The following is a 24,883-nucleotide window of genomic DNA, read 5'->3' as shown; positions in this document are numbered from 1 at the left end:
AGCGTCGCGGCCCTGATCCACAATGCCGCGCGCCGAAATGCACGACAAATCAACGCGCGAATGGGGAGGCGCATGGCAGGCGGATATGTGATCGGCGTGGATGGCGGCACCGAAGGGCTGCGCGCCGCCGTGTTCGACCTGCAGGGCGCCGTGCGGGGCATGGGTGTCGCGACCTATCCCACCCGGTTCCCGGCCCCGGCCCAAGCCGAGCAGGATCCCGAGGACTGGTGGCGGGCGATGGGCGAGGCGGTGCCGGCTGCCCTGGCCCAGGCCGGGATCGCGGCCGACCAGGTCGACGCCCTGTCGGTCGACACCACCTGCTGCTCCGTCGTCGCGCTCGACCGGGCGGGCCGGGCCCTGCGCCCCGCCTTGATCTGGATGGATGTGCGGGCCGCGGCACAGGCCGCCAAGGTGGCGGCATCGGGCGACCCGGCGCTGAAGGTCAACAGCGCCGGCGCCGGGCCGGTCTCGTCGGAATGGATGATCCCCAAGGCGCTGTGGCTGAAGGAGAACGAGCCCCGGGTGTTCGACGCCGCCGCGCTGATCGGCGAATACCAGGACTTCATCACCCTGCGCCTGAGCGGCCGCTGGGTCGGGTCGATCAACACCGCGTCGATCCGCTGGCACCACGACAACCGCAATGGCGGCCACCCCCGCAGCCTGCTCGACACGCTCGGCCTGTCCGCGCTGCTCGAGAAATGGCCGTCCGAGATCCTGCCGCTGGGTGAGGTGATCGGACCCCTGACGCCGGACGCCGCCGCCCATCTCGGGTTGAAGCCGGGGACGCCGGTGGCCCAGGGCGGGCCCGACGCCTTCATCGGCATGATCGGCCTCGGCGTGGTGACGCCGGGCAAGCTGGCCTTCATCACCGGCTCCTCGCATCTCCTGCTCGGCCTGTCGCCCACGGCCCTGCACGGCCGCGGCATCTGGGGCAGCTATCCCGACGCGGTGGTGCCGGGGCTGCATGTGGTCGAGGGCGGCCAGACCTCGACCGGCTCGGTGATCGCCTGGCTGAAGCGGCTGTTCGGCGAGGGCGCGAGCTACGACCAGCTGAACCGGGAGGCCGCGGCGCTGCCGCCGGGGGCCGAAGGCCTGCTGATGCTCGACCATTTTCAGGGCAACCGCACGCCCTACACCGACCCGGCCTCGCGCGGCGCCATCACCGGCCTCAGCCTCAAGCACGGGCCGGCGCACATCTTCCGCGCCGCGATCGAGGGCATTGCCTTCGGCAGCGAGCTGATCCTGGACGCGATGCGCGCCAACGGCTTCGCCCCCAGCGAGGTGGTGATCTGCGGCGGCGCCACCCGCTCGCCGCTGTGGCTGCAGACCCATGCCGACGTCTCCGGCGTGCCGCTGCAGGTGACCAGGGTGCCGGAGGCGCCGCTGCTGGGCAGCGGCATGCTGGCGGCGCTCGGCGCCGGCCATTTCGCCGACATGGCGGAGGTCGCGGCGGCGATGGTGCAGCCGGAGCGGGTGGTCGAGCCCGACCCTGCCCGCCACGCCGCCTACCGCGAGATCTACGCCCGCTACCAGCAGCTGTACCCGGCCCTGGCGCCGCTGCGCACGCCATCACAAACAATCTGAAGTTCTTCAGGGAAGCGACGGAAAATGCTCAAGAACATCGATCCGATCATCACCCCGGACCTGCTCTACACCCTGGCCAGCATGGGCCATGGCGACGACCTCGTGATCTGCGACACCAACTTCCCCGCCCGCTCGGTGGCGCAGCTGACCATGGTCAAGACACCGCTGGAGCTGCCGGGCATCAGCGCCGCCCGCGCGGTGCGCGCCATCCTGTCGGTGATGCCGCTCGACACCTTCGTCGACCATCCCGCCCAGCGCATGGAGGTGGTGGGCCAGCCCGACGAGATCCCGGAGGTGCAGCGCGAGGTCCAGGCCGAGATCGACCGCGCCGAGGGCCGGTCCTGGCCGATGGGGTCGATCGAGCGCTTCGCCTTCTACGAGGCGGCGAAGAAGTCCTTTGCCGTGGTCCGGGCCGGGGAGGGGCGGTTCTATGGCTGCTTCCTGCTGAAGATGGGCGTGATCGCGCCGAAGTAGGGAACCGACCGCCATGGCCTTGCCGAAGATCGCCATCCAAGGCGTGTTCGTCGCCGACCTCGCCTTCCGCGCCGCCCGCCTGCCGATGATGGGCGAGACCCTGCTGTCGAACGGCTTCAAGCTCGGCCCCGGCGGCAAGGGGTCGAACCAGTCGGTCGCGGCGGCGCGGGCCGGCGCCGACGTCGCCTTCATCACCAAGATCGGGGCCGATCCGTTCGGCGAGATGGCGCGCGGGCTCTATGCCGCCGAGGGCATCGATTCCGGCCATGTGCTGACCGATGCGCAGCGCCCGACCGGCGCCGCCTTCATCTTCATCGACAGCCGGACCGGCGAGAACGCCATCATCATCGAGGCCGGGGCGGCCGCCGCCCTGACCGAGGCCGAGATGGAGGCGGCGGCCCCGGCGATCGCCGGGGCGCGGATCTTCGTCGCTCAGCTCGAGCTGCCGCTGCCGGTGGTGCGGCGGGGGCTGGAGATCGCCCGGCGGCATGGCGTCACCACCATCCTGAATCCGGCCCCGGCCATGGCCTTGCCGGACGATCTCTATCCCCTGGTCGACTATCTCACCCCGAACGAGACCGAGGCGGAAAGCCTGGTCGATTTCGCGGTCGACAGCGGCCAGCAGGCCGAGCGGGCGGCCCAGGTGCTGCTGGCCAAGGGCGTCGGCGCCGTGGTCGTCACCCTCGGGGCCAAGGGCGCGCTTCTGAAGAACCGGTCAGAATGCATTCACATTCCAGCGTTTTCGGCCGGCGAGGTGGTCGAGACCGCGGGGGCGGGCGACGCCTTCAACGGCGGCTTCGCCCTGGCGCTGGCCGAAGGCCGGCCGGTCGCCGAGGCGGTGCGCTTCGGCTGCGCCGTCGCCGGCATCTCGGTGACCCGCCCCGGCACCGCCCCCTCGATGCCACGGCGCGACGAGGTCGAGGCCCTGCTGCGCAACGCCTAGCCCGGGCCATCCGGGCATTGCCGGTGCGGCACGGTCGCCGCAGCGGGTGGCCTGCGCACGGTGTTGATTAATATTTTATGCAAAGTGAAATCAAATACTGATGCAATTTGTTCTGCAGTTGAAAAGTTCTGAATCCTACTTTTCTGCATAAATTCTTATTCAAACCCGTAATGCGTGCTAGCTTGATAGCAGAGGCTAGCAACCATCGCAAAGAACGATGGCGTCTGGGGCAATTCTTTCCCTGGAGGAGGAGACGATGGCTTCAGCGAATTCCTTGGATGGATTGTTGGATGACGGCGGCCTGCTTGGGGGGTTGCTCGACGGCCTCTTGGGCGAGGACGGCCTGCTCGGCGGCGTCCTCACCGGCGTCGACGACCTGCTCGGCGGGCTCGACGACCTGCTCACCGGCGTGGTCGGCGGCCTGCTCGGGGCGGTGCTGGGCGGCGTCGGCGGCCTGCTGGACGGCGTGCTGAACGGCCTGCTGGAAGGCCTGCTCGGCGGGTTGCTCAGCGGCGGCCTGACCGGCTTGCTCACCGGGCTGCTCGACGGCTTGGCCGATGCCGGCGGCCTGCTCGGCGACTTGCTCAGCGGCGACGCGCTCACCGGCATCATCAGCGGGCTCGTCACCGATGTGCTCGGCAACCTCGACGGGTTGTTGGGCAACCTGCTGGGCGGCCTGCCCCTGGGCGCGCTGCTCGACGCGCTGCTCAGCGACACCGGCCTGCTCGGCGCCCATGGGCTGCTTGGCAACCTGCTGGGCGAGGACGGGCTGCTGACCCATCTCGTCGACGTGCTGCAGAGCGGGCCAGCCGGCCTGATCGACGCGCTGATCGGCGCTGACGGGCTGCTTGGCGGCGTCGTCGGCACGGTCGGCGGCATCGCCGACAGCCTGGTCGGCGAGCATGGCCTGATCACCGGGCTGATCGGCGGCCTGCTCGGGAATGTCGGCGACCTGTTCGACGACCTCTCGGTGTCCGGCATCGTCGGCAACCTGCTGGCCGAAGACGGCCTGATCGGCAGCATCCTGCACGGCATCGGGGTCAGCACCGACATCGGCGAGATCATCGGCGGGATCTTCACCTCGCTGCCGGGCCTGGACGTGCTCGACACCCTGCTGCAGGACGGCATCCTCGGCGGGCTGCTGGGCGGCGTGCTGGGGCCCGACGGCAGCGGCCTGACCGACCTCTTGACCGGCATCCTCGGCAGCCTGTCGCCGGACGTGCTGCTGGGCGGCCTGCTCGGCACCGGCGGGGTGGCGGGCCTGCTGAACAGCGTGCTCGGCGCCGCCACCGGCGTGGTCGACACCCTGCTGACCGATGTGCTCGGTGGGGTGCTGACCGGCAGCCTGCTGCACGGCGACGGCGGCCTGATCGGCAACATCTTCGGCGAGTTCGGCATCCTCGGCGGCGACCAGCTCGGCCTGCGCGGCGCCCTGAGTGACGGCCTGGTCGGAGACGTGTTCAACACACTGCTCGACGTCGGTGTGCTGGTCGCGGGCGGCGAGGTGATCAAGGTCGCCGGCCCGCTGGCGATCGCCGGCACGGTGGCCGACCTGCTGGCCGGCGACAACGGCCTGCTGCACGGCGTCGTGCCCGACGCGATCCTCAACCAGTTCTTCGGCGAGCATGGCGTGCTCGGCGTGGCGCTGGAGGACCTGGTCGGGGGCGTCAACGGCCGCGACGGCCTGCAGGCGGTGCTCGACATGACACTGACCAACACCTCCGACGTGGTGCAGGACCTCAAGGAGGTGATCGCCGACCTGCAGGACATCGGCGGCGTGCCGCAGCTGGCCGCCCTGATCCAGCTGGCCGGCACGCTGGAGAGCACGGTGGATGCGGCGGCGCAGACCCTGACCGACCTGCACGGCGCGCTGCGCGACATCAACGACATCCGCGTCGGCACATCAGGTGCCGACACCATCGACGGCTGGCTCGGCAACGACCAGCTCGACGGCGGCAGCGGCAATGACAAGCTCTCGGGCGGCACCGGCGACGACCTGCTGAAGGGCGGCGTCGGCAATGATGCCCTGAAGGGCGGGCTGGGCCAGGACGCGCTGGTCGGTGGCGCCGGCACCGACACCATGACCGGTGGCGGCGGGGCCGACACGTTCCGCTTCACGCTGGCCACGGAATCCGCGGTGGGCACCGGGCGCGACGTGATCACCGACTTCAGCCATATCGAGGGCGACAGGATCGACCTGTCGGCGATCGACGCAAACTCGAACTTCTTCGCCTTCGGCAACCAGGCCTTCACCTTCATCGGCAACCAGGCCTTCCACAATGTCGCGGGCGAGCTGCGGTTCGCCGGGGGGATCGTGTCCGGCGACACCAATGGCGACGGCCGCGCGGATTTCGAGATCCGCGTGGACACCCACGGCCAGCTGGTGGCGGCCGACTTCGTGCTCTGACCGGGCTTCGGTCCGGGACGGCCGCGCGGCGCCCAGCGTCGCGCGGCCCTTTTCCTTGCGTGGCCCTGGCCCGCAGCGGCCGTCGTTGACGCCTGCCGTCCGACTGCCTATCTCTTGGCTATGAGAACCGTGTGGACGAACCGGATGGCGGCGTGTCGAACGCCGCTTGTGATTCCAGGCCGCTGACCGCCGGGGCTGTCGCCCCGCACCGTCGGCGCCCTTCGTCCGTTCTCGCCTGAGTCGCGTCCCGCGACACCGTTCGCCCCACCCCCGAAAAAAGCCCTCGTGTCCCGGCCAGACTGGGCGCCAGCCGCGATCACGATCCCGGGGCGGTCGTCTTAAAAGAAAGGAAAAACAACATGTCCCGCAGCAGCCTGCCGAAGCGCCCCGAGATTCACGTCACCGCCGGCGACTTCGACCGTCTCGCCGCGCTGGCCGACGCCGCGGCAGATGCTTTCCCGGCGATCGCGGACTTCCTGGCGGACGAGCTGGAGCGCGCCCAGATCATCGACGCGGCCGCGGCCAAGGGTGTCGTGCAGATGCATTCGACCGTCAGCTATCGCGACGCCGAGACCGGGGACGAGCACACCGTCACGCTGGTGTATCCGGAGGAGGCCGACATCGAGGCCGGGCGCCTGTCGGTGCTGACCCCGGTCGGCGTCGCGCTGATCGGCCTGCGTCGCGGCCAGACCATCACCTGGGTCACCCCGTCCGGCAAGCCGCGCAACCTCACCGTGACCAAGATCGAGCGGGCGCAGGCCGCCGCCTGACCCCTGCCGGGGGGCTGGCCGGTCAGGCCCTGAGGCCTGCGACCAGTCCCGCGAGGTCGTCCATGTGCGGGCAGATCAGCCCGGCGCCGGCGGCGCGCAGCCGCTCGGCATGGCCGTCGCGGATGTGGCGCCCGCCGAGGAAGCCGATCACCCGCATGCCGGCGGCGACGCCGGCGGTGGTGCCGGGCACGCTGTCCTCGATCACCAGGCAATGCCGCGGGTCGATGCCCAGGCGCCCGGCCGCATGCAGATAGAGGTCCGGCGCCGGCTTCGGGTGCGCCACCATCTCCGGCGTGTAGACGTGGTCGCCGAACAGATGCGAGATCCCGGCGATCTCGAGCGAGCGGCGGACCCGGGCGGCATGGCTGTTCGACGCCACCGCCATCGGCAGGGCCAGGCCCTCCAGCGCCGGGCGCACCCCCGGAATGGCGTCGAGGCCCTGGGCCAGCGCGTCGTCGATCACCCGCACCATGCGCTGGCCGATGTCGTCCGGGAACACCGTGCCGAAGCGCTCCGCCACCTGGCGCAGGATGTAGGTGTCGGGGGTGCCGACCAGCTGTTCGACCAGTTCCTCGACCGGCGCCCGCGGCTCGAAATGCGCGATCAGCTCGGCCACCGCACGGCAGGCCACGAACTCGCTGTCGACCAGCACGCCGTCGCAGTCGAAGATTACCGCCGACACGCCGGTCCCGAAAGAGACGGGTAGGGCGATCTGCACGGGGTCGACGGTATCCATCGGGTCTCTCTCCACTTCCGTCCGCCCGGTTGCGCGACAGGGCGGTCTTACCATAACGTACGACAAGTCAACGAGACCGGAAGGCAAGGACCGCCGGCGATCGGGGGGATAGGGGCGTTGCGAGAGCCGATCAAGCATGTCTTCATCTGGCCGGCCTTCCTCGTCGTCCTCCTGGTCGGCATCTTTCCGCTGATCTATTCGTTCACCATCAGCTTCCAGAGCATGCGGCTGGTGCCGCCGCTGCCGCCGCGCTTCGTCGGCTTCGACAACTACACATCGCTGCTCGTCAATCCGCGCTTCTGGGCCACCGTCCAGACGACCTCGATCATCGTGTTCGTCTCGGTCTCGATCCAGTACGTCCTCGGCTTTGCTGTTGCGCTCGCGCTGCATAGCAAGATTCCCGGCGAACGTCTGTTCCGCGTCGGCTTCCTGCTGCCGATGCTGATGGCGCCGATCGCGGTGTCGCTGGTCGGGCGCATGCTGTTCCATTCGACGGTCGGGCCGGTCAACCAGTTCTTCACCTGGTTCGGGCTGCCCAACCTGCCGTTCCTGACCGACGCGACCTGGGCCTTGGGCACCATCATCGCGGTCGAGGTCTGGCAGTGGACGCCCTTCGTCATCCTGATGCTGCTGGCCGGGCTGCAGAGCCTGCCGCAGGATGTCTACGAGGCGGCGCAGCTGGAGAACGCCAGCAGCTGGCAGCAGTTCTGGGGCATCACCTTCCCGATGCTGCTGCCGATCTCGGCCGCGGTGATCTTCATCCGCATCATCGAGAGCTTCAAGATCATCGACACGGTGTTCGTGCTGACCGGCGGCGGGCCCGGCGTGTCGACCGAGACCCTGACCCTGTTCGCCTATCAGGAGGGGTTCAAGAAGTTCAACCTGGGCTACACCTCGGCGCTCAGCTTCCTGTTCCTGATCGTGATCACCATCTTCGGCACGATCTACCTCGCCATTCTCAAGCCGCATCTGGAGAAGCAGCGATGAGGGGCGCCCAGGACATGAACGGCGGCGGGATCAAGCGCGGCTTCATCTTCCTGCTGTGCCTGGGGTGGTTCCTGGTCACGCTGTTCCCGGTCTACTGGACGCTGATCACCTCGTTCAAGCCGCCGACCGCGGTCAATGGTGGGCCGACCTACCTGCCCTGGATCGACTTCCAGCCCACGGTGCAGGCCTGGGTCGACGCCTGGTCCGGCCTGCGCGGCGATTTCATCACCCCCTTCGTCAACTCGACCCTGATCGCGGTGTCGGCGACCGCGCTGGCGGTGCTGCTGGGGTCGATGGCCGCCTATGCGCTGGTGCGCTTCCCGTTCCAGGTGCGGCTGCTGGCCGGTCTGTCCTTCGCGGTGGTCGCCATTGGCGCCTTCCTGCTGCTGGGAAACGTGCTGGGGCTGAAGCGGCTGCCGGCGCTGGGCGGCGCCCTGGTGCTGGCCCTCGCCGTGTCGATGCTGCTGAACCGCCTGCGCCTGCCCGGGCCGGTCCTGGGCAATGACGATGTGGTGTTCTGGTTCGTCAGCCAGCGCATGTTCCCGCCGATCGTCACCGCCTTCGCGCTCTACCTGCTCTATTCCGAAGTCGGCAAGGCCGGCTTCCCGCTGCTCGACAGCTACTGGGGCATGGTGCTGTGCTACACCGCCTTCTCGCTGCCGATCGTGGTCTGGCTGATGCGCGACTTCTTCCAGGCGCTGCCGGTCGAGATCGAGGAGGCGGCGCTGGTCGACGACGTGCCGCGGATCCGCATCTTCTTCGAGATCGTGCTGCCGATGGCGCGGCCGGGGCTGATCGCCACGGCGATGATCACGCTCAGCTTCGTCTGGAACGAGTTCCTGTTCTCGCTGCTGCTGACCGCGGGAAGCTGGCAGACCCTGCCGATCCTGCTGTCGGGGCAGAACTCCTATCGCGGCGACGAATGGTGGGCGATCTCGGTCGCCGCCATGGTCTCGATCGCCCCGATGATGGTGATGGCCGTCCTCCTGGCCAGGCTCATGCGATCGGGCCTGCTGCTGGGCAGCATCCGATGATCGCGCGACAGGGAGGGAGAACAACAATGAAGACCATGCTTCTTGCAACCGCCGGTGCGCTGACGCTGGCGGCGGCGCTGGCCGGGCCGGCCGCGGCGGCCTGCGACCCCGACTACACCGGCGTGACCCTGACCGCGGGGTCGCAGACCGGCCCCTTCATCGCCCTGGCGGTGCAGATGGCGGCCAAGACCTGGGAGCAGAAGACCTGCGGCAAGGTCAATGTCGTGGAGTTCCCGTTCGGCGAGCTGTATCCGAAATACCTGACGGCGATGACCGCCGGGGAATCGACCTTCGACATCATCACCTTCGCTCCGGCCTGGATGCCGGATTTCGCACCCTACCTGTCGGAGATGCCGGCCTCGGTGCGCGAGGGCAAGGACTGGGAGGACATCGCCCCGGTCTATCGCGACCGGCTGATGGTGTGGGACGGCAAGCACCTGTCGCAGACCATCGACGGCGACCTGCACACCCTGTCCTACCGCAAGGATCTGTTCGACGACCCGAAGGAGCAGGCGGCGTTCAAGGCCAAGTACGGCTACGACCTGGCGGTGCCGAAGACCTGGAAGGAATACTACGACATCGCCGAGTTCTTCACCCGGCCCGACCAGAAGCTGTGGGGCACGGCGGAGGCGTTCCGGCGCGGCGGCCAGCAGTTCTGGTTCTTCTTCACCCACGCCGCCAGCTACACCAACGACCCGCAGAACCCCGGCAGCATGTTCTTCGACCCGGAGACGATGGACGCCGCGGTCAACAACCCGGGCTGGGTGCGGGCGCTGGACGACTACATCAAGTCGGTGAAGTTCTCGCCGCCGGGCGCGCTCAACTTCTCCTCGGGCGACATCCGCACCGCCTTCGCCGGCGGCCAGGTGGCGATGAACTTCGACTGGGGCGACACCGGCGTCATCGCCTCCGACAAGACCCAAAGCCAGGTCGCCGGCCATGTCGGCTCGGCCCTGACCCCGGGGTCGACCGAGATCTGGAACCACAAGACCAAGGATTGGGAGAAGACCGACCAGCCGGTGTTCTCGCCCTTCATGGCCTTCGGCGGCTGGCAGGCGGCGGTGCCCTCGGCCGGCAAGAATGTCGAGGCGTCCTGGAACTTCGTCGAATGGGTCTCGAACCCGGAGAACAGCGGCATCGCCACGGTGACCGGCGGCTCCGGCGTCAACCCCTACCGCCTCAGCCATTTCGTGCCGGACCGCTGGCTGGCCAAGATGACCAAGGAGGAGGCGGACGAGTACCTCGCCGCCCAGCGCGGCAGCCTGGAGGCCAAGAACGTCGCGCTCGACATGCGCATCCCCGGCTACTTCTCCTACACCGAAGTGCTGGAGATCGAGCTGTCCAAGGCGCTGGCGGGGCAGGAGACGGCGCAGCAGGCGCTCGACACCATCGCGACCGAATGGAACAAGCTGACCGACGAGTTCGGCCGCGACACCCAGCTTGCCGCCTATCGCGCCTCGATGGGCCTGCCGCCCCTGAAGAAGTAGACGGCAGCCGGGTCCCCGCCGCACCGTTCGTGGCGGGGACCCGCACCGAGGCCCACGGTTCCAGACCCGCAAGGACAGCATGGCCCGCGTCACACTCGAAGCCGTGACCAAGAACTACGGCGACGTCCCTGTCATCCCGTCGCTCGACCTCGAGATCGCGGACCGCGAATTCGTGGTGCTGGTCGGCCCGTCCGGCTGCGGCAAGACCACCACCCTGCGCATGATCGCCGGGCTGGAGCCCACCACCGGCGGCGCCATCCGGATCGGCGACCGCGACGTCACCCAGCTGCGGCCCGGCCTGCGCAACTGCGCCATGGTGTTCCAGAACTATGCCCTCTACCCGCATATGAGCGTGCGGGAGAACATCGGCTACGGCATGAAGGTGCGGCGCGAGCCGAAGGCCGAGATCGAGGCCAAGATCGCCAACGCCGCGCGCATCCTCGGCCTCGACCCCTATCTCGACCGCCGGCCGAAGCAGCTCTCGGGCGGCCAGCGCCAGCGCGTCGCCATCGGCCGCGCCATCGTCCGCGACCCCGATGTGTTCCTGTTCGACGAGCCGCTGTCCAACCTCGACGCCAAGCTGCGCATCGAGATGCGGGCCGAGATCAAGGCGCTGCACCGGCGGCTGCAGACCACCATCGTCTACGTCACCCATGACCAGGTCGAGGCCATGACCATGGCCGACCGGGTGGTGGTGATGAACCAGGGCCGGATCGAGCAGGCGGCCGAGCCGCTGACACTGTACGAGACCCCGGCCAACCTGTTCGTCGCCGCCTTCATCGGCGCGCCCAGCATGAATTTTTTGCCCGCGACCCTGGTCGCCCATGGCGGTACGCCGGGGCTGCGGCTGGCGGACGGCACGGTGCTGCCGGTGCCCGCGGCCAGGCGCGCGGCGCTGGCCGGGCGCGACGGCCTTGCCGTCACCATCGGCCTGCGGCCGGAGCATGTGGCGGGCGGCGACGCCGGGCCGGTCACGCTGCCGATCATGCCGCGGGTGATCGAGCCGCTGGGCCCCCACACCCTGATCCTGGGTGAGGTCGCGGGCGGCCGCTTCACCGCGCAGGTCGACGCCCATTTCCCGGCCCGGCCGGACGAGCCGACCCGGATCAGCTTCGACCCCGAGCGGCTGCACCTGTTCGAGACGGCCGGCGGCCAGGCGGTCTGAAGGCGTTCAGCCGGGCCCTCGGCGCTGCGTGTGGTTTCTTATAACAACTGGTTGCACCTCGATCATTCCGGTTGCATATTACAATCGGAATGGAGCGACCCTCATGAGCAGCGAACCGCGATCCGGCTGTCCGATCAATCTCACCCTCGAGGCCCTGGGCGACCGCTGGAGCCTGCTGGTGATCCGCGACATGATGTTCGGTGGCCGCCGGCATTTCCGCGAGCTGCTGACCCGGTCGGAGGAGGGCATCGCCTCCAACATCCTGGCCGACCGGCTGAAGCGGTTGACCGAATCGGGCTTCCTGACCCGGGCCGACGACGCCAGCCACAAGCAGAAGGCGATCTACAGCCTGACCGAGAAGGCGATCCAGCTGGTGCCGCTGCTGGCCCATATGGGCGCCTGGGGCCGGCGGCACACGCCGGCGACGCCGGAGCTGTCGATCCGAGCCCAGCTGCTGGAGGAGGGCGGGCCCGACCTCTGGGCCGAATTCATGGACGAGCTGCGCGCGGCCCATCTCGGCCTGCCCCACCCGGCCCGCGGACCCAGCGTCGGCGAACGCCTGCAGAAGGCCTACGAGGCCGTCCGCGACAGCCAGGGCGGTGCGGCGGCCTGATCCCGCCGCCTACTAAGCCTTCGGCCGGCCGTAGACGCCGCGCAGGAAGAAGTCCCAGATCGCATAGACCAGGGCGCCGCCCCAGAGGAAGAGCCACAGATGGTCCTGCAGCCACAGGACCTCCGCCGTCAGCGCCGCGATCAGCAGCACGATGATCAGCAGCCGGACCCAGAGCGGTTCGAGCCAGGGATGCGCTTGCGGCGTCGGCATGGATCTCCAGGGGAGGCAGGGCAGGGGCGGGGAGAGTGGCACGGACCGCGGCGGGCATCCAGCCCGGCGCCTCCCGCAACGCGCTTTCTCCCCGGCAACCGCGGCGTTATGGTCGCCGGCTTTCGCCAATAGGGTTCGACCGGAAGGACGGTGCTGCGATGTCCAAGATCATTCTCGACTGCGATGTCGGCATCGACGACGCGCTGGCCATCCTGTGGCTGGCCGACCGGCCGGGCATCGAGATCGCGGCCCTCGGCAGCGTCCATGGCAACGCCCACGCCACGGTCGCCGCGGCCAACGCCCAGCATGTCTTCGACCTCGTCGGGCTAAGCCATGTGCCGGTCGCGGTCGGGGCCGAGGCGCCGCTGGCCCAGCCGGTCAGCATCAGCGGCCATGTCCATGGCGATGACGGCCTCGGCGGCTACGGCCCCGGCGCGCCGCTGCGCCCCTTCGCGGCCGAGACGGCGGCGGAGCAGCTGGTCCGGCTGGTGCGCGCCGAACCCGGGGCCTGCACCATCCTGGCCACCGGCCCGCTGACCAACCTGGCGCTGGCGCTGCATCTCGAGCCCGACCTGCCGCAGCTGGTCGAGCGGGTGGTGGTGATGGGTGGCGCGGTGACGGTGCCCGGCAACATCACCGCCGCGGCCGAGGCCAACATCTTCCACGATCCGGAAGCGGCGGAGGCGGTGTTCGCCGCCGCCTGGCCGGTCGTCCTGGTCGGGCTCGACGTCACCATGACTGCTTGGCTCGGCGAGGCGGAGCTGGCGCGGATCGAGGCCGACGGCCGCCCGCGCGGGCGCTTCGCCTGGTCGATCCTGCAGCACTACACCGGCTTCTATCACAGCCGCCACGGCGTGCGCGGCTGCGCCCTGCATGATCCGGCCGCGGCGATGCTGCTGGTCGATCCCGGCCTGGCCGACTACGCCGACTGGGCGGTGCGGGTCGAGCTCGACGGCGACCTGACGCGCGGCATGACCCTGGCCGACCGTCGCGGCTATCCCGAGGAGCCGGGTGCTGCGAGCCGGCCCGTCATCCGGGTGGCGACGCGGATCGACCGCGAACGCCTCGTCGCCGGCTTCATGGACGGCCTGCTGCGTTGACCACGGAGGCGGCGTTGGACCGGCCCGACGCTTCTTCTTGGCGATTGTCGCGATACATCCGGTCCCGGATGGGATGGCCGGCCGATCCACCCCCCGTCCAGGGTTCGGGCAGGGCAAAGCCTGGGTTGCCGAAAGAACCGGCAACTGTGCTTGTCTGGATTGGTCGGATGATTATTCGGAAAGCATTCCGCCCATTCCGGTCGTGATTGAGGGGGTAGCAAAAATGCCGTGCATTCCTCGGGAATGTTCATTCTAATGGCTCTCCCCCGGCGGCGGTATGCCGCCGGGACGATCTGCGGTTTCGCTTCGGCGAATGCTGGAGCCATAAGGGGAGGTTTCATGAATTTTCGTACTCTGCTCGCCGCGGGCGTTGCGGCCGTTGTCGCGGCAGGCTTCGCCGCCTCGGCCCAGGCCGGTGCGACCTTCGACGCCGTCAAGCAGCGCGGCTTCATCCAGTGCGGCGTGAACACCGGCCTCGCCGGCTTCGCGCTGCCGGACAGCCAGGGCAAGTGGACCGGGATCGACGTCGACACCTGCCGCGCCCTCGCCGCCGCGGTGTTCGGCGACGCCGAAAAGGTCAAGTTCACGCCGCTCAACGCCCAGGTGCGCTTCACCGCCCTGCAGTCGGGCGAAGTCGATGTGCTGGCCCGCAACACGACCTGGTCGCTGTCGCGCAACACCTCGCTCGGCCTCGACTTCACCGCCGTCAACTTCTATGACGGCCAGGGCTTCATGGTGGCCAAGTCGCTCGGCGTCACCAGCGCCAAGGACCTCAACGGCGCCACCATCTGCGTCCAGCCCGGCACCACCACCGAGCTGAACCTGACCGACTGGTTCCGGGCCAACAAGCTCGAGTTCAAGCCGGTGGTCATCGAGAAGCTGGAGGATGTCGAATCCGCCTTCTTCTCCGGCCGCTGCGATGCCTACACCACCGACGCCTCCGGCCTTGCCGCGACCCGCGCCGCCAAGGCGCCGAAGCCGGACGACTACATCATCCTGCCCGAGATCATCTCGAAGGAGCCGCTGGCCATCGGCGTCCGCCAGGGCGACCCGCAATGGGCCAACATCACCCGCTGGGTGTTCAACGCCCAGCTCCAGGCGGAAGAAAGCGGCGTCACCAGCGCGAACATCGACAGCTTCGCGGATTCGCCGGACCCGACGATCCAGCGCCTGCTGGGCAAGACCCCGGGCATGGGCGAGGCGCTCGGCCTGCCGGAGACCTGGGCCTACAACGCCATCAAGCAGGTCGGCAATTACGGCGAGATGTTCGAGCGCAATGTCGGCGAGAAGACGACGCTGGGGCTGAAGCGCGGCCTGAACGCGCTGTGGACCCAGGGCGGCCTGCAATACGCGCCTCCGATCCGTTAACGGACGATCAAGCCGCCGGCCCCGAAACGGGCCGGCGGTGTTGTTTCAGGCCGAAAAGAAGCGACAGGGCGGTTTGAACGAGGTGTGACGCAATGACCATGGACGTTGCCGCGGCAGGAACTGCCGTGCGCCGTGGATCGGCCTTCAACGACCCGAGGCTCCGTTCGATTTTTTACCAGGTCGTCCTTCTGCTGGTGGTGATCGGCGTCGGCTGGTTCCTGGTGTCGAACCTGATCCACAACCGCGAGGTTCGCGGCATCGCGACGGGATACGGCTTCCTCAACCGTGAGGCCGGCTTCGCCATCGCCGAGACGCCGATTTCCTACACGCCCAGCGATCCCTATTCCCGCGCCTTCCTGGTCGGGCTGGTGAACACGCTCAAGGTGTCCATTCTCGGCATCATCCTGGCGACCTTGCTGGGAGTCGTCGTCGGCGTCAGCCGGCTGTCCTCGAACTGGCTGGTGGCCAAGCTGGCCGCCGGCTATGTCGACCTGGTGCGCAACATCCCGCTGACCGTCCAGCTGCTGCTCTGGGCCGGGCTGATCCGGGTCAGCGCCCCGGCCCCGCGCCAGGCGGCGAACCCGGTGCCCGGCGTCTTCATCAGCAATCGCGGCATCCAGGTGCCGTCGATCGAGGACAACCCGATCTTCGTCTGGGTCCTGATCGCCGCGCTGGTGGCGCTGGTCATCGGCTGGGGCATCGCCCGCTGGGCCCGCCAGCGCCAGGCGGCGACCGGGCAGCCGTTCCACAGCTTCTGGGTCGGGCTGGCCCTGTTCATCGGCCTGCCGCTGGTGGTCTGGCTGGCCGGCGGTGCGCCAGCGGCGTTCGAGATCCCCGAGCTGAAGGGCTTCAACTTCTCGGGGGGCTGGACGCTTTCGCCGGAATTCGCGGCGATGCTGCTGGGCCTGACCGTCTACACCGCCAGCTTCATCGCCGAGATCGTGCGCGGCGGCATCCTCGCCGTCTCGCATGGCCAGACCGAGGCGGCCCGCGCGCTCGGCCTGCATTCCGGGGTCACGTTGCGCCGGATCATCCTGCCGCAGGCGCTGCGCATGATCATCCCGCCGATGACCAGCCAATACCTCAACATCACCAAGAACAGCTCGCTCGCGGTGGTGATCGGCTATCCCGAGCTGGTGTCGATCGGCAACACCATCGGCAACCAGACCGGCCAGGTGGTCGAGGCGATCTCGATCTTCATGGCGGTCTATCTGTTCATCAGCCTGTCGATCTCGATCGGCATGAACATCTACAACCGGCGCATGTCGCTGCGGGAGCGCTGATCATGGCGGCGACCCACTCCTTCACCGAACCCTTCGTCGCCACCCGGGAGATCCCGGCCGAGCCGCCGCCCGGCTCGACCACCGGGCCGATCGCCTGGGTCCGGCACAACCTGTTCAGCACCTGGTACAACATCGTCCTGACCGTGGTGATCGCCTACCTCGCGATCCGGCTGATCCCGCCCTTCATCTCCTGGGCGTTCATCGACCCGGTGTGGGGGCCGGCGACACCGGACCAGACGCCGGCCGATGTCGTCGCCGCCTGCCGGGCCGCGACGGGGGCGTGCTGGGCCTTCGTCAACGAGAAGTACCGGCTGATCTTCTTCGGCCTCTACCCGTTCGACGAGTATTGGCGGCCGATCCTGGCCATGCTGCTGCTGCTCGGCCTTGCCGTCAGCAGCACCGTGCGGCGGTTCTGGGGCAAGCGGCTGATCGTCGCCTGGGTGGTCGTGATCGTCGCGGCCATCACGCTGATGTACGGGGCCATCCCGCTCGGCTTCCTCGAAATCCCGATCCCCGGCATGACGCTGGTCGAGACCGGGAAATGGGGCGGCCTGCCGCTGACCATGGGCCTGTCGATGATCGGCCTGGCCCTGGCCTTCCCGTTCTCGATCCTGCTGGCGCTCGGCCGCCGGTCGAACATGCCGGCGATCCGGACGCTGTGCGTCACCTACATCGAACTGGTGCGCGGCGTGCCGCTGATCACCGTGCTGTTCATGGCCTCGGTGATGTTCCCGCTGTTCCTGCCCGAGGGCTGGAACTTCAACTACCTGCTGCGCGCCCAGGTGGCGATCATCATGTTCACCGCCGCCTATCTGGCCGAGGTGGTGCGCGGCGGGCTGCAGTCGATCCCCAAGGGCCAGTTCGAGGCGGCCGACAGCCTCGGCCTGAGCTATTGGCAGAAGCAGCGGCTGATCATCCTGCCGCAGGCGCTGCGGATCTCGATCCCGGCCCTGGTCAACACCTTCATCGGGTCCTTCATGGACACGACGCTGGTGATCATGGTCGGCCTGTTCGACCTGCTCGGCGCCGCCCGGCTTGGCCTGTCCGACTCGATCTGGGGGCCGTTCTACAAGGAAGCCTATCTGTTCGTTTCGCTGCTGTTCTTCGTGTTCTGCTTCTCCATGTCGAAATACTCGCAGCACCTGGAGAGGTATCTGAACATCGGCACGCGCCGTCGCTGAGACAGGGAGACTGAAAATGGCCGCAACACCGGCGCCCGCCGCCACCGAACCGGACGTGCTGATCCAGATGTCCGGGGTCAACAAATGGTACGGTGAGTTCCATGTCCTCCGGGACATCAACCTCGCCGTCGAGAGGGGCGAGAAGGTCGTGATCTGCGGGCCCTCGGGCTCCGGCAAATCGACCCTGATCCGCTGCCTCAACCGGCTGGAGGAGCATCAGAAGGGCTCGATCATCGTCGACAAGATCGAGCTGACCAACGATGTGAAGAACATTGACGCCATCCGCCGCGAGGTCGGCATGGTGTTCCAGCAGTTCAACCTGTTCCCGCACCTGACCGTGCTGGAGAACCTGACCCTGGCCCCGATCTGGGTTCGCAAGATCCCGAAGAAGGAGGCCGAGGAGACGGCGATGTACTTCCTCAGCCGGGTCAAGATCCCCGAACAGGCCGGGAAATATCCGGGCCAGCTCTCCGGCGGCCAGCAGCAGCGCGTGGCGATCGCCCGCTCGCTGTGCATGAAGCCGAAGATCCTGCTGTTCGACGAGCCGACCTCGGCGCTGGACCCCGAGATGATCAAGGAAGTGCTCGACGTGATGATCGAGCTGGCCCGCGAGGGCATCACCATGATCTGCGTCACCCATGAGATGGGCTTCGCGCGGACCGTGGCGAACCGGGTGATCTTCATGGACCGCGGCCAGATCGTCGAACAGAACGAGCCGGAAGAGTTCTTCAAGAACCCGAAGTCGGACCGCACCAAGCTGTTCCTGAGCCAGATCCTGGCGCATTGACCGTGCCGGGGCGTCGCCGAGTCGGCGGCGCCCCTGGGTTCGGTCCGGAATGGGCCGGCCTCCGCTCCGCCTGACGTGCGTTGCCGTCGTGGCGGTCGATCCCCCCGCATAGCCTGCCTGTGCGACCCCGCCGTTTCGAGCCACCGGTCATGACGACCGGAATCAAGCGCGACTCCGGATCCCAGCGTGGCTGGAATTCGACAGCTCCCTCGCGGCCGGTGCCGGCAGGGACGCGGCCCTTCTGATTCAGCCAGAAATCGGATGATGCCATTCGGGTAACCGTCAGTGTTGCCGGTTCGCCACACATCGTTGCTATTTCATCTTACATACATTCTTGGATGTATAATCCCATTGCTCCACTTCCCAGCGCGGGACTAACGTCCGGCACATCAGAGGGACGTCATTCGGTGGGTGGGTAAGGCCGATCCGGATGGTGCTTTTGATGACACAGATCGGCGCCGTTTCGGGGGACTCGCTTTCGACACGACCGCCATCACCCGGCTTTCGAGGCCGGGTTCTTGCCCGGGGTTCCGGCAAACTGCCTAGGCCAGGGCAAGCAGACGGGCCGACAGGCGTCCAGAGCGAATAGCCTCACAGAGATGCGGGGCAGAGGAGGGAAGATGAAGAAGGTACTTATCGGCACCACGGCGCTGGTGGCAGTTGCGTTGGCCTCGGCCTCCGCCTCGGCTGAACTGCAGGTCAAGATCAGCGGTTTCGTCGCGTTCCAGGGCTCGCTGTCGCTGACCGACACCCGCAGCGACAACTTCGATCGCGACTATGATTTCCAGACCAACGCGCGACTGGTCTTCGACATCAAGAACGTCACCGATTCCGGCCTCGAATACGGTGCCCGCATCCGCTTCAACGACGTCAACCGCGATGCCGGCGTCAAGGTCACCCGTACCTATGTGTACGTGAAGGGCGGCTTCGGCACGATCACCTTCGGTAACGCGCCGACGGTGGCCGACGACATCGGCTACATCTACGCGCATGACGAACTGGCCGGGGAACGCGGCGCCGGCGGCGGCGACTTCGGCGACCTGCTCGACGGCGACAATATCGCCCAGGGCGGCATGAACTTCTACTCGATCGACGCCACCTACCTCGCGGGCCTGACCAACCAGGACACCCGCATCAAGTACATCTCGCCGACGATCAACGGCTTCAGCTTCGGCGTCGACTTCACCCCCGTGGTCGGTGGCGCAGCCCATGCCGGCTCCGGCGGCGTGAACGACCTGATCAACGACGACAGCACGATCTACGAGAACGTCGTCACCGGCGGCGTGAACTGGACGCAGGATTTCGACGGCCTCAACGTGTTGCTGGCCGGCACCGCCGCCTACGGTAACGGCGTGACCACCGCCAACAACCCCGAGAATCACGACCTCGAGGTCTACACCCTCGGTGGCCGGGTCCGGTCCGGCGGCATCGCGGCCAGCGTGAACTGGACCCACAACGCCAGCTTCTTCGCGACCGACAAGTCCGTCGACACCGTCATCGGCGACCTGAGCTACACCTGGGGTCCGTTCCTGGCCTCCGTGTCCTACGCCTACACCTGGGCCGGCAGCCACAACGGCCTCAATGCGGCCTCGGGCGACGGCGACGGCCAGGACCTGCGGGACAACCACATCGCCGGTGTGAACCTGACCTACACCGTCGCGCCGGGCCTGAACACCTACGCGGAAGTCATCTACGAGCGCCAGAATTTCCGCACGGGTTCGGAGTTCGAGAATGCCAACCTGCTGACGGGCATCAACCTGGCCTTCTGAGGCCCAGGAAGACCCGTCCGGACGGTTGGTCCGGGAAGACCGGGCGTGACAGACCACTCCTAACGGTCTCTGTCTCGTCCCCTCGAAGGCTGAAAGGTCACGTCCGGTCGAAGGAGGATGCGCGGTCTGCAGGCCGCGCATCCTTTTTTATTGCCTGGTTCCATTGGGGCGGCTCGCTGAGCCGCCCCTTTTCATTTCAGGCCAAGCCCGGACTCATATTGCATACATACATGTATGTATATTACGATTGCTTTGGCACCAAGGAGCGGATTAACTTTCCGCACTCCTTCCGGGTAAGGTTCCCACGCAGGGCACCCGCCACGCCCCAGCGGCGAAGGCCGGCGCCTGCCCGGAGAGGCGTTTTTCGATGTGATTCTTTGTCAGGCTTGCATAGCCGGGCCTCGGCCCCCCGACGACAACCTCGGATGGCGGACCGGGAACGGCCCCCTGAGAGATGGAGATGGGGGACGCAAGGCAGAGGAGGGACCATGATGAGGGTAGTGATCAGCGGCGCCGCGGCGCTGGCGGTGGTGGCATTGGCTTCGGCCCCTGTTGCCGCCGCCGGCCTGCAGGTCAAGATCAGCGGCTTCGTTGCTTTCCAGTCCACATTGTCGCTGTCGGATTCCCGCAGTGACAGTTTCGATCGCGACTACGACTTCCAGACCAATGCGCGGCTGATCTTCGACGTCAAGAACGTCACCGATTCCGGCCTCGAATACGGGGCCCGCATACGTTTCAACTCCGTCAACCGGGACGACGGCGTCCGGGTCACGCGCACCTATGTCTATGTGAAGGGCACCTTCGGCACGATCACCTTCGGCAATGCGCCGACGATCGCCGACGACATCGGCTACGTCTATGCCCATGATGATCTCGTCAGCGATATGGGCGCGGGCGCGCTGGATTTCGGCGAGCTGCTCGACGGTGATTTCCCGCTCGGCGGCGGGAATTTCTACTCGATCGATGCGACCTACCTGGCCGGGCTGACCAACGAGGACACCCGCATCAAGTATCTGTCGCCGACCTTCAACGGCTTCAGCTTCGGCATCGACTTCACGCCCGTGGTCGGCGGCGCGGGCCATGCCGGCGCCGGCGGCGTCAACGACCTGATCAACGACGACCAGACCTTCTACGAGAATGTCGTCACCGCCGGCGTGAACTACGAGGACACGTTCGGCGATCTGTCGGTGCGGGGCGCCGCCACCGCGGCCTACGGCAACGGCGTCCAGACCTCAGCGGCCGGCGCCAATCCGCATGGCCACAATCTCGAGGTCTACACGATCGGCGGCAAGGTTGGGTACCAGGGCTTCTGGGCCAGCGTGAACTGGACCCACAATGAGAGCATCGCTCTTGCCGACAAGTCGGTCGACACGATCATCGGCGATCTCAGCTACCAGTCCGGCCCGTTCCTGGCATCGCTGTCCTACGCCTACACCTGGGCGGGCAAGCACAGCGGCCTGAACGCGGCCGATGGTGACGGCAACGGCCAGGACCTGCAGGACAACCACATCGTCGGCGCGAACGTGACCTACACCGTGGCCCCCGGCCTCAACACCTATGCCGAAGTGATCTACGAGAAGCAGAACTTCCGCGAGGGCGGGGATTTCGAGAACGCCAACCTGATCACGGGTCTCATCCTCGGCTTCTGAGGCAACGGGGTAGTTTGAGAGCCTGACATTCCATTTACAACTGTCATGCCCGGGCCTGACCCGGGCATCCAGAGACTGTCGACAGCCTCTGGATGCCCGGGTCAGGCCCGGCAATGACAGCAAAAGGCTGGCTCAACCCTCAGGTTGCGAGCGGGATATGCGGCGCGGCGGTGATCGGCAGCAGGCCGGTCAGCCGGGGGTCGGGCCGGCGCACCACCCGCTGCCCATAGGGCGCGAAGCCGGCGCGCTGGTAGTGGGCCAGCGCCTTGGGATGGTCGAGGGTGCAGGTATCGACCGTCATCCGCCGGATCGGCCGCGACCAGGCGATGTCGATGATCGACCGCAGCAGGAACGGCCCCAGCCGGCGGCCGATGAAGTCGGGCAGCAGCCCGAAATAGGCGAGGTCGGACAGGTCCGCCTCGGTCTGGAACAGCTCGCCGAACCCGGCCGGCACGCCGTCGACATACAGCACATAGACCTCGGTCCGGTCGTCGACCAGCCGGGCCTGCAGCCGGGCATCGTCCCACAGCCGCCGGTCGGTCCACAGCCAGTTGGCGCCGACCGTGTCGTAGAGGTAGCGGTAGTAGGACACGGTCGCGGGCTCGGCCCGCATCAGCGCATGCCGCGCCAGGGGCGGCGGCGGGGGCGGGCGCACCGGCCGGGCCGTCATCTCCAGCTGGGTGACGGTGATCGTCAGCTCGCCGACCGCCGGATCGCTCATGCTCACCTCCGGGCCGGGCCGGTCTCGACCGGCGTGTCCCCCGGCAGGCCCCATTCCGACCAGGCGCCATCATACACGGCGGCGTCCTCGCGGCCGATCCGGTGCAGGCCGAGGGCCAGGACGCAGGCGGTGACGCCGCTGCCGCAGCTGGTCGTGACCGGCCCGTCCTCCGGCAATCCGGCGGCGGCGAAGCGCGCGGCGATCGCCTCGGGCGGCAGCAGGGTCTTGGTGGCGGGATCCAGCAGGTCGCCGAAAGGCAGGCTGAGGCTGCCGGGAATATGCCCGCCGCGCAGCCCGGCCCGCGGCTCCGGCGCGGTGCCCTCGAAGCGGTCGCGGGCGCGCGCGTCGATCACCGTGCCCGCCCTGCCGGCCAGGATCTCGCCCTTGGCGCGCACCAGCCGCGGCCGGGGGTGGGCCACGAATCGGGCTGCGGCTGATGTCGTCGGGCCGCTGGCCAGCGGCCGGCCCTCGGCCCGCCAGGCCGGCAGGCCGCCATCCAGCACGGCCACCCCGTCATGGCCGAAGGCGCGCAGCATCCACCAGGCACGGGCCGCGCTCATCAGCCCGTAGACGTCGTAGCAGACCACGAAGCTGTCATTGCCGATGCCGAGAGCGCCGACCTTCTCCGCGAACAGGGCCGGGGAGGGCAGCATGTGGGGCAGCCCGCCGGGCAGCTTGCTCTCCGGCGCCGCGATGTCGTCGACGTCGAACCGGACGGCGCCGGGGATATGGGCCTCGGCGAACTCCGCCGCCGCGTCGCGCTTCGCCGTCGGCAGGTGGTAGGTGGCGTCGACGATCCGGATGTCGGGATCGTCCAGGTGGTCGGCCAGCCAGGCGGTGGAGACGATGGTGTTCATGCTTCGCCTGCGAAGGTGATGACGATCCGGCGGTTCTGCTTGCCCTTGTTCTCGATCTTGGCGATCGCGAGGGCGCCGATCTCAGCGGTGTTGCGGACATGGGTGCCGCCGCAGGGCTGCAGGTCGATCGGCGCCTCGGGATCGCCGATCCGCACCAGCCGGACCCGGCCGGAGCCGGTCGGCGGCTTCACCGACATGGTGCGCACCAGGTCCGGCCGCGCCGCCATCTCCTCGTCGGTGATCCAGGACGTCCCGATCGGCAGGGCGGCCGCGACCAGGCGGTTCAGCTCGGCGGTGACGGCCGCGGCGTCCGGCGGCCCGTCCGGCAGGTTGAAGTCCAGCCGGCTGCGATCGGCGCCGATCTGGCCGCCGGTGACGTCGCCGATGACGGCGATGCACAGCAGGTGCAGGGCGGTGTGCATCCGCATGTGGCGGTGCCGCCGCTCCCAGTCCAGGGCCAGCTCGACCGCGGTGCCGGGGGCGGGCAGGGCAGCGCCCTCCGCCAGGATGTGGCGGATCTCGTCCGGCGCCTCGCCCTTGCGGGTGTCGGCGATCGCGGCCTCGCCGCCGGCCCAGCGGATCGTGCCGGTGTCGCCGGGCTGGCCGCCGCCGGTGGCGTAGAAGATGGTCCGGTCCAGAACGATGCCCTCCGGCGTCGCGGCGACCACCGTGGCGGTCGCGGTGCCGAGATAGGCGTCGTCGCGGAACAGCAGCTCGGTCATGCGGCGGTCTCCAGCCAGTCGGGCAGCGGCAATCCCTTCTCGCGCAGGAATTCCGGGTTGTAGAGCTTGGATTGGTAGCGGCTTCCGTGGTCGGCCAGGATGGTGACGATGGTGTGGCCGGGCCCCAGCCGCTGCGCCATCTTGACCGCACCGGCCAGGTTGATGCCGGTGGACCCGCCGAGCAGCAGCCCTTCCTCCTTGGCCAGGCGGAACAGGATGGTCAGCGCCTCCTCATCGGTCGCCTGCTGCGCCCAGTCCAGCGGCATGCCCTCGAGGTTCTTGGTCACCCGGCCCTGGCCGATGCCTTCGGTGATCGAACTGCCCTCGGCCTTCAACTCGCCATGGGCATACCAATTGTACAGCGAGGCGCCGAGCGGGTCGGTCAGCGCGATCTGCACCTTGGGGTCGCGCTCCTTCAGCGCCATGGCGATGCCGGCCAGGGTGCCGCCGGTGCCGACGGCGCAGGTGAAGCCGTCGATCCGTCCGCCGGTCTGGTCCCAGATCTCCGGCCCGGTGGTGCGATAGTGGCCGTCGCGATTGGCGGTGTTGTCGAACTGGTTGGCCCAGATGGCGCCGTTCGGCTCGGTCTTGGCCAGCTCGGCAGCGAGGCGGCCGGAGTAGTGGACGTAGTTGCCGGGGTCCTTGTAGGGCACCGCATCGACCTCGACCAGCTTGGCCCCGGCCAGGCGGATCGCGTCCTTCTTCTCCTGGCTCTGGGTCCGCGGCAGGACGATGACGCTGCGATAGCCCAGCGCCCGGCCCACCAGGGCCAGGCCGATGCCGGTGTTGCCCGCCGTGCCCTCGACGATGGTGCCGCCGGGCCTCAGCGTGCCGCGCGCCTCGGCGTCGCGGATGATCGCCAGCGCCGCGCGGTCCTTGACCGAGCCGCCGGGGTTGAGGAACTCGGCCTTGCCCAGGATCTCGCAGCCGGTCTCCTCCGACAGGCCGCGGAGGCGGATCAGCGGGGTGTTGCCGATGGCGCCGACGAGGCCGTCGACGATATGGCGGGATGGCGTGTCGGTCATGCTGGGTCCCA

Annotated in this window: 23 protein-coding genes; 17 read left to right on the top strand and 6 right to left on the bottom strand. The window is 68.2% G+C overall.

Annotation, left to right across the window (positions count from 1 at the left end; translation table 11 throughout):
- Window positions 1–72: 72 nt before the first annotated feature.
- From E9232_RS07190 to rnk, 5 genes are all read left to right on the top strand, one after another.
- Window positions 73–1,584: an FGGY-family carbohydrate kinase gene (locus E9232_RS07190; RefSeq protein ID WP_309793025.1), complete on the top strand. Its 1,512-nt coding sequence runs from the start codon at window positions 73–75 to the stop codon at window positions 1,582–1,584.
- Between the two features lie 24 nt (window positions 1,585–1,608).
- Complete coding sequence (locus tag E9232_RS07185; RefSeq protein ID WP_309793024.1) at window positions 1,609–2,058, top strand: RbsD/FucU family protein; 450 nt, start codon at window positions 1,609–1,611, stop codon at window positions 2,056–2,058.
- A gap of 13 nt (window positions 2,059–2,071) precedes the next feature.
- Window positions 2,072–3,001: a ribokinase gene (rbsK, locus tag E9232_RS07180; RefSeq protein ID WP_309793023.1), complete on the top strand. Its 930-nt coding sequence runs from the start codon at window positions 2,072–2,074 to the stop codon at window positions 2,999–3,001.
- A 286-nt stretch (window positions 3,002–3,287) separates the two neighbouring features.
- Window positions 3,288–5,408, top strand: coding sequence for a calcium-binding protein (locus tag E9232_RS07175; RefSeq protein ID WP_309793021.1), 2,121 nt, complete (start codon window positions 3,288–3,290; stop codon window positions 5,406–5,408).
- Between the two features lie 359 nt (window positions 5,409–5,767).
- Window positions 5,768–6,178, top strand: a complete 411-nt coding sequence (rnk, locus tag E9232_RS07170; protein ID WP_309793020.1) for a nucleoside diphosphate kinase regulator — start codon at window positions 5,768–5,770, stop codon at window positions 6,176–6,178.
- 22 nt (window positions 6,179–6,200) lie between these two features.
- Here rnk and E9232_RS07165 read toward each other — a convergent pair whose 3' ends face one another.
- Entirely contained in the window at window positions 6,201–6,914 is a 714-nt protein-coding gene (locus tag E9232_RS07165) for an HAD family hydrolase (RefSeq protein ID WP_309793019.1), read from the bottom strand.
- 117 nt (window positions 6,915–7,031) lie between these two features.
- Here E9232_RS07165 and E9232_RS07160 point away from each other — a divergent pair, with 117 nt between their 5' ends.
- From E9232_RS07160 to E9232_RS07140, 5 genes are all read left to right on the top strand, one after another.
- Window positions 7,032–7,901, top strand: coding sequence for a carbohydrate ABC transporter permease (locus tag E9232_RS07160; RefSeq protein WP_309793018.1), 870 nt, complete (start codon window positions 7,032–7,034; stop codon window positions 7,899–7,901).
- Window positions 7,898–8,935, top strand: coding sequence for a carbohydrate ABC transporter permease (locus E9232_RS07155; protein ID WP_309793016.1), 1,038 nt, complete (start codon window positions 7,898–7,900; stop codon window positions 8,933–8,935). Before E9232_RS07160 ends, E9232_RS07155 begins: the two co-directional genes overlap by 4 nt.
- 26 nt (window positions 8,936–8,961) lie before the next feature.
- Window positions 8,962–10,422: an extracellular solute-binding protein gene (locus E9232_RS07150; protein ID WP_309793015.1), complete on the top strand. Its 1,461-nt coding sequence runs from the start codon at window positions 8,962–8,964 to the stop codon at window positions 10,420–10,422.
- A 79-nt stretch (window positions 10,423–10,501) separates the two neighbouring features.
- Complete coding sequence (locus E9232_RS07145; RefSeq protein WP_309793014.1) at window positions 10,502–11,587, top strand: ABC transporter ATP-binding protein; 1,086 nt, start codon at window positions 10,502–10,504, stop codon at window positions 11,585–11,587.
- A 103-nt stretch (window positions 11,588–11,690) separates the two neighbouring features.
- A complete protein-coding gene (locus E9232_RS07140) occupies window positions 11,691–12,200 on the top strand; it encodes a winged helix-turn-helix transcriptional regulator (RefSeq protein WP_309793013.1) in 510 nt (169 codons plus the stop codon).
- A 12-nt stretch (window positions 12,201–12,212) separates the two neighbouring features.
- On the opposite strand, the gene E9232_RS07135 is transcribed toward E9232_RS07140, so the two are convergent.
- Complete coding sequence (locus tag E9232_RS07135; RefSeq protein ID WP_309793012.1) at window positions 12,213–12,410, bottom strand: hypothetical protein; 198 nt, start codon at window positions 12,408–12,410, stop codon at window positions 12,213–12,215.
- Between the two features lie 158 nt (window positions 12,411–12,568).
- On the opposite strand from E9232_RS07135, the gene E9232_RS07130 reads away from it, so the two are divergent.
- From E9232_RS07130 to E9232_RS07100, 7 genes are all read left to right on the top strand, one after another.
- On the top strand, window positions 12,569–13,510 hold the full coding sequence (locus E9232_RS07130) for a nucleoside hydrolase (protein WP_309793011.1): 942 nt from the start codon (window positions 12,569–12,571) through the stop codon (window positions 13,508–13,510).
- A 339-nt stretch (window positions 13,511–13,849) separates the two neighbouring features.
- A complete protein-coding gene (locus E9232_RS07125) occupies window positions 13,850–14,878 on the top strand; it encodes an amino acid ABC transporter substrate-binding protein (RefSeq protein ID WP_309793010.1) in 1,029 nt (342 codons plus the stop codon).
- A 92-nt stretch (window positions 14,879–14,970) separates the two neighbouring features.
- A complete protein-coding gene (locus E9232_RS07120; protein ID WP_309793009.1) occupies window positions 14,971–16,161 on the top strand; it encodes an amino acid ABC transporter permease in 1,191 nt (396 codons plus the stop codon).
- 2 nt (window positions 16,162–16,163) lie between these two features.
- Window positions 16,164–17,342, top strand: a complete 1,179-nt coding sequence (locus E9232_RS07115) for an amino acid ABC transporter permease (RefSeq protein WP_309793008.1) — start codon at window positions 16,164–16,166, stop codon at window positions 17,340–17,342.
- 16 nt (window positions 17,343–17,358) lie between these two features.
- The gene (locus E9232_RS07110) at window positions 17,359–18,129 is read left to right on the top strand and encodes an amino acid ABC transporter ATP-binding protein (protein ID WP_309793007.1); all 771 of its coding nucleotides are present in this window, start codon (window positions 17,359–17,361) and stop codon (window positions 18,127–18,129) included.
- Window positions 18,130–18,749: 620 nt separating this feature from the next.
- Window positions 18,750–19,898, top strand: a complete 1,149-nt coding sequence (locus E9232_RS07105; RefSeq protein ID WP_309793006.1) for a porin — start codon at window positions 18,750–18,752, stop codon at window positions 19,896–19,898.
- A 491-nt stretch (window positions 19,899–20,389) separates the two neighbouring features.
- Window positions 20,390–21,547, top strand: coding sequence for a porin (locus tag E9232_RS07100; protein ID WP_309793005.1), 1,158 nt, complete (start codon window positions 20,390–20,392; stop codon window positions 21,545–21,547).
- Between the two features lie 139 nt (window positions 21,548–21,686).
- Here E9232_RS07100 and E9232_RS07095 read toward each other — a convergent pair whose 3' ends face one another.
- Genes E9232_RS07095 through E9232_RS07080 form a run of 4 tightly spaced genes read right to left on the bottom strand, consistent with a single transcriptional unit; the run spans window position 21,687 to window position 24,872 of the window.
- Complete coding sequence (locus E9232_RS07095) at window positions 21,687–22,268, bottom strand: GNAT family N-acetyltransferase (protein WP_309793004.1); 582 nt, start codon at window positions 22,266–22,268, stop codon at window positions 21,687–21,689.
- A 2-nt stretch (window positions 22,269–22,270) separates the two neighbouring features.
- Window positions 22,271–23,125: a sulfurtransferase gene (locus E9232_RS07090; RefSeq protein ID WP_309793003.1), complete on the bottom strand. Its 855-nt coding sequence runs from the start codon at window positions 23,123–23,125 to the stop codon at window positions 22,271–22,273.
- Complete coding sequence (locus E9232_RS07085) at window positions 23,122–23,847, bottom strand: alanyl-tRNA editing protein (protein WP_309793002.1); 726 nt, start codon at window positions 23,845–23,847, stop codon at window positions 23,122–23,124. Before E9232_RS07085 ends, E9232_RS07090 begins: the two co-directional genes overlap by 4 nt.
- On the bottom strand, window positions 23,844–24,872 hold the full coding sequence (locus E9232_RS07080; protein ID WP_309793001.1) for a cysteine synthase A: 1,029 nt from the start codon (window positions 24,870–24,872) through the stop codon (window positions 23,844–23,846). Before E9232_RS07080 ends, E9232_RS07085 begins: the two co-directional genes overlap by 4 nt.
- Window positions 24,873–24,883 lie beyond the last annotated feature (11 nt).

This window comes from Inquilinus ginsengisoli (assembly GCF_031453975.1).
Taxonomy (GTDB): Bacteria; Pseudomonadota; Alphaproteobacteria; order DSM-16000; family Inquilinaceae; genus Inquilinus; species Inquilinus ginsengisoli_A.
This window is presented reverse-complemented; position numbering and strand designations above follow the sequence as displayed.

What these genes read in the sequence shown, in the direction of transcription:
- E9232_RS07190 (WP_309793025.1), top strand. Translation starts at nt 73, where the DNA reads ATGGCAGGCGGATATGTGATCGGCGTGGATGGCGGCACCGAAGGGCTG.
- E9232_RS07155 (WP_309793016.1), top strand. Translation starts at nt 7,898, where the DNA reads ATGAGGGGCGCCCAGGACATGAACGGCGGCGGGATCAAGCGCGGCTTC.
- E9232_RS07100 (WP_309793005.1), top strand. Translation starts at nt 20,390, where the DNA reads ATGAGGGTAGTGATCAGCGGCGCCGCGGCGCTGGCGGTGGTGGCATTG.
- E9232_RS07080 (WP_309793001.1), bottom strand. Translation starts at nt 24,872, where the DNA reads ATGACCGACACGCCATCCCGCCATATCGTCGACGGCCTCGTCGGCGCC.
- E9232_RS07085 (WP_309793002.1), bottom strand. Translation starts at nt 23,847, where the DNA reads ATGACCGAGCTGCTGTTCCGCGACGACGCCTATCTCGGCACCGCGACC.
- E9232_RS07145 (WP_309793014.1), top strand. Translation starts at nt 10,502, where the DNA reads ATGGCCCGCGTCACACTCGAAGCCGTGACCAAGAACTACGGCGACGTC.
- E9232_RS07125 (WP_309793010.1), top strand. Translation starts at nt 13,850, where the DNA reads ATGAATTTTCGTACTCTGCTCGCCGCGGGCGTTGCGGCCGTTGTCGCG.
- E9232_RS07140 (WP_309793013.1), top strand. Translation starts at nt 11,691, where the DNA reads ATGAGCAGCGAACCGCGATCCGGCTGTCCGATCAATCTCACCCTCGAG.
- E9232_RS07135 (WP_309793012.1), bottom strand. Translation starts at nt 12,410, where the DNA reads ATGCCGACGCCGCAAGCGCATCCCTGGCTCGAACCGCTCTGGGTCCGG.
- E9232_RS07120 (WP_309793009.1), top strand. Translation starts at nt 14,971, where the DNA reads ATGACCATGGACGTTGCCGCGGCAGGAACTGCCGTGCGCCGTGGATCG.
- E9232_RS07090 (WP_309793003.1), bottom strand. Translation starts at nt 23,125, where the DNA reads ATGAACACCATCGTCTCCACCGCCTGGCTGGCCGACCACCTGGACGAT.
- rnk (WP_309793020.1), top strand. Translation starts at nt 5,768, where the DNA reads ATGTCCCGCAGCAGCCTGCCGAAGCGCCCCGAGATTCACGTCACCGCC.
- rbsK (WP_309793023.1), top strand. Translation starts at nt 2,072, where the DNA reads ATGGCCTTGCCGAAGATCGCCATCCAAGGCGTGTTCGTCGCCGACCTC.
- E9232_RS07095 (WP_309793004.1), bottom strand. Translation starts at nt 22,268, where the DNA reads ATGAGCGATCCGGCGGTCGGCGAGCTGACGATCACCGTCACCCAGCTG.
- E9232_RS07105 (WP_309793006.1), top strand. Translation starts at nt 18,750, where the DNA reads ATGAAGAAGGTACTTATCGGCACCACGGCGCTGGTGGCAGTTGCGTTG.
- E9232_RS07185 (WP_309793024.1), top strand. Translation starts at nt 1,609, where the DNA reads ATGCTCAAGAACATCGATCCGATCATCACCCCGGACCTGCTCTACACC.
- E9232_RS07130 (WP_309793011.1), top strand. Translation starts at nt 12,569, where the DNA reads ATGTCCAAGATCATTCTCGACTGCGATGTCGGCATCGACGACGCGCTG.
- E9232_RS07165 (WP_309793019.1), bottom strand. Translation starts at nt 6,914, where the DNA reads ATGGATACCGTCGACCCCGTGCAGATCGCCCTACCCGTCTCTTTCGGG.
- E9232_RS07115 (WP_309793008.1), top strand. Translation starts at nt 16,164, where the DNA reads ATGGCGGCGACCCACTCCTTCACCGAACCCTTCGTCGCCACCCGGGAG.
- E9232_RS07110 (WP_309793007.1), top strand. Translation starts at nt 17,359, where the DNA reads ATGGCCGCAACACCGGCGCCCGCCGCCACCGAACCGGACGTGCTGATC.
- E9232_RS07150 (WP_309793015.1), top strand. Translation starts at nt 8,962, where the DNA reads ATGAAGACCATGCTTCTTGCAACCGCCGGTGCGCTGACGCTGGCGGCG.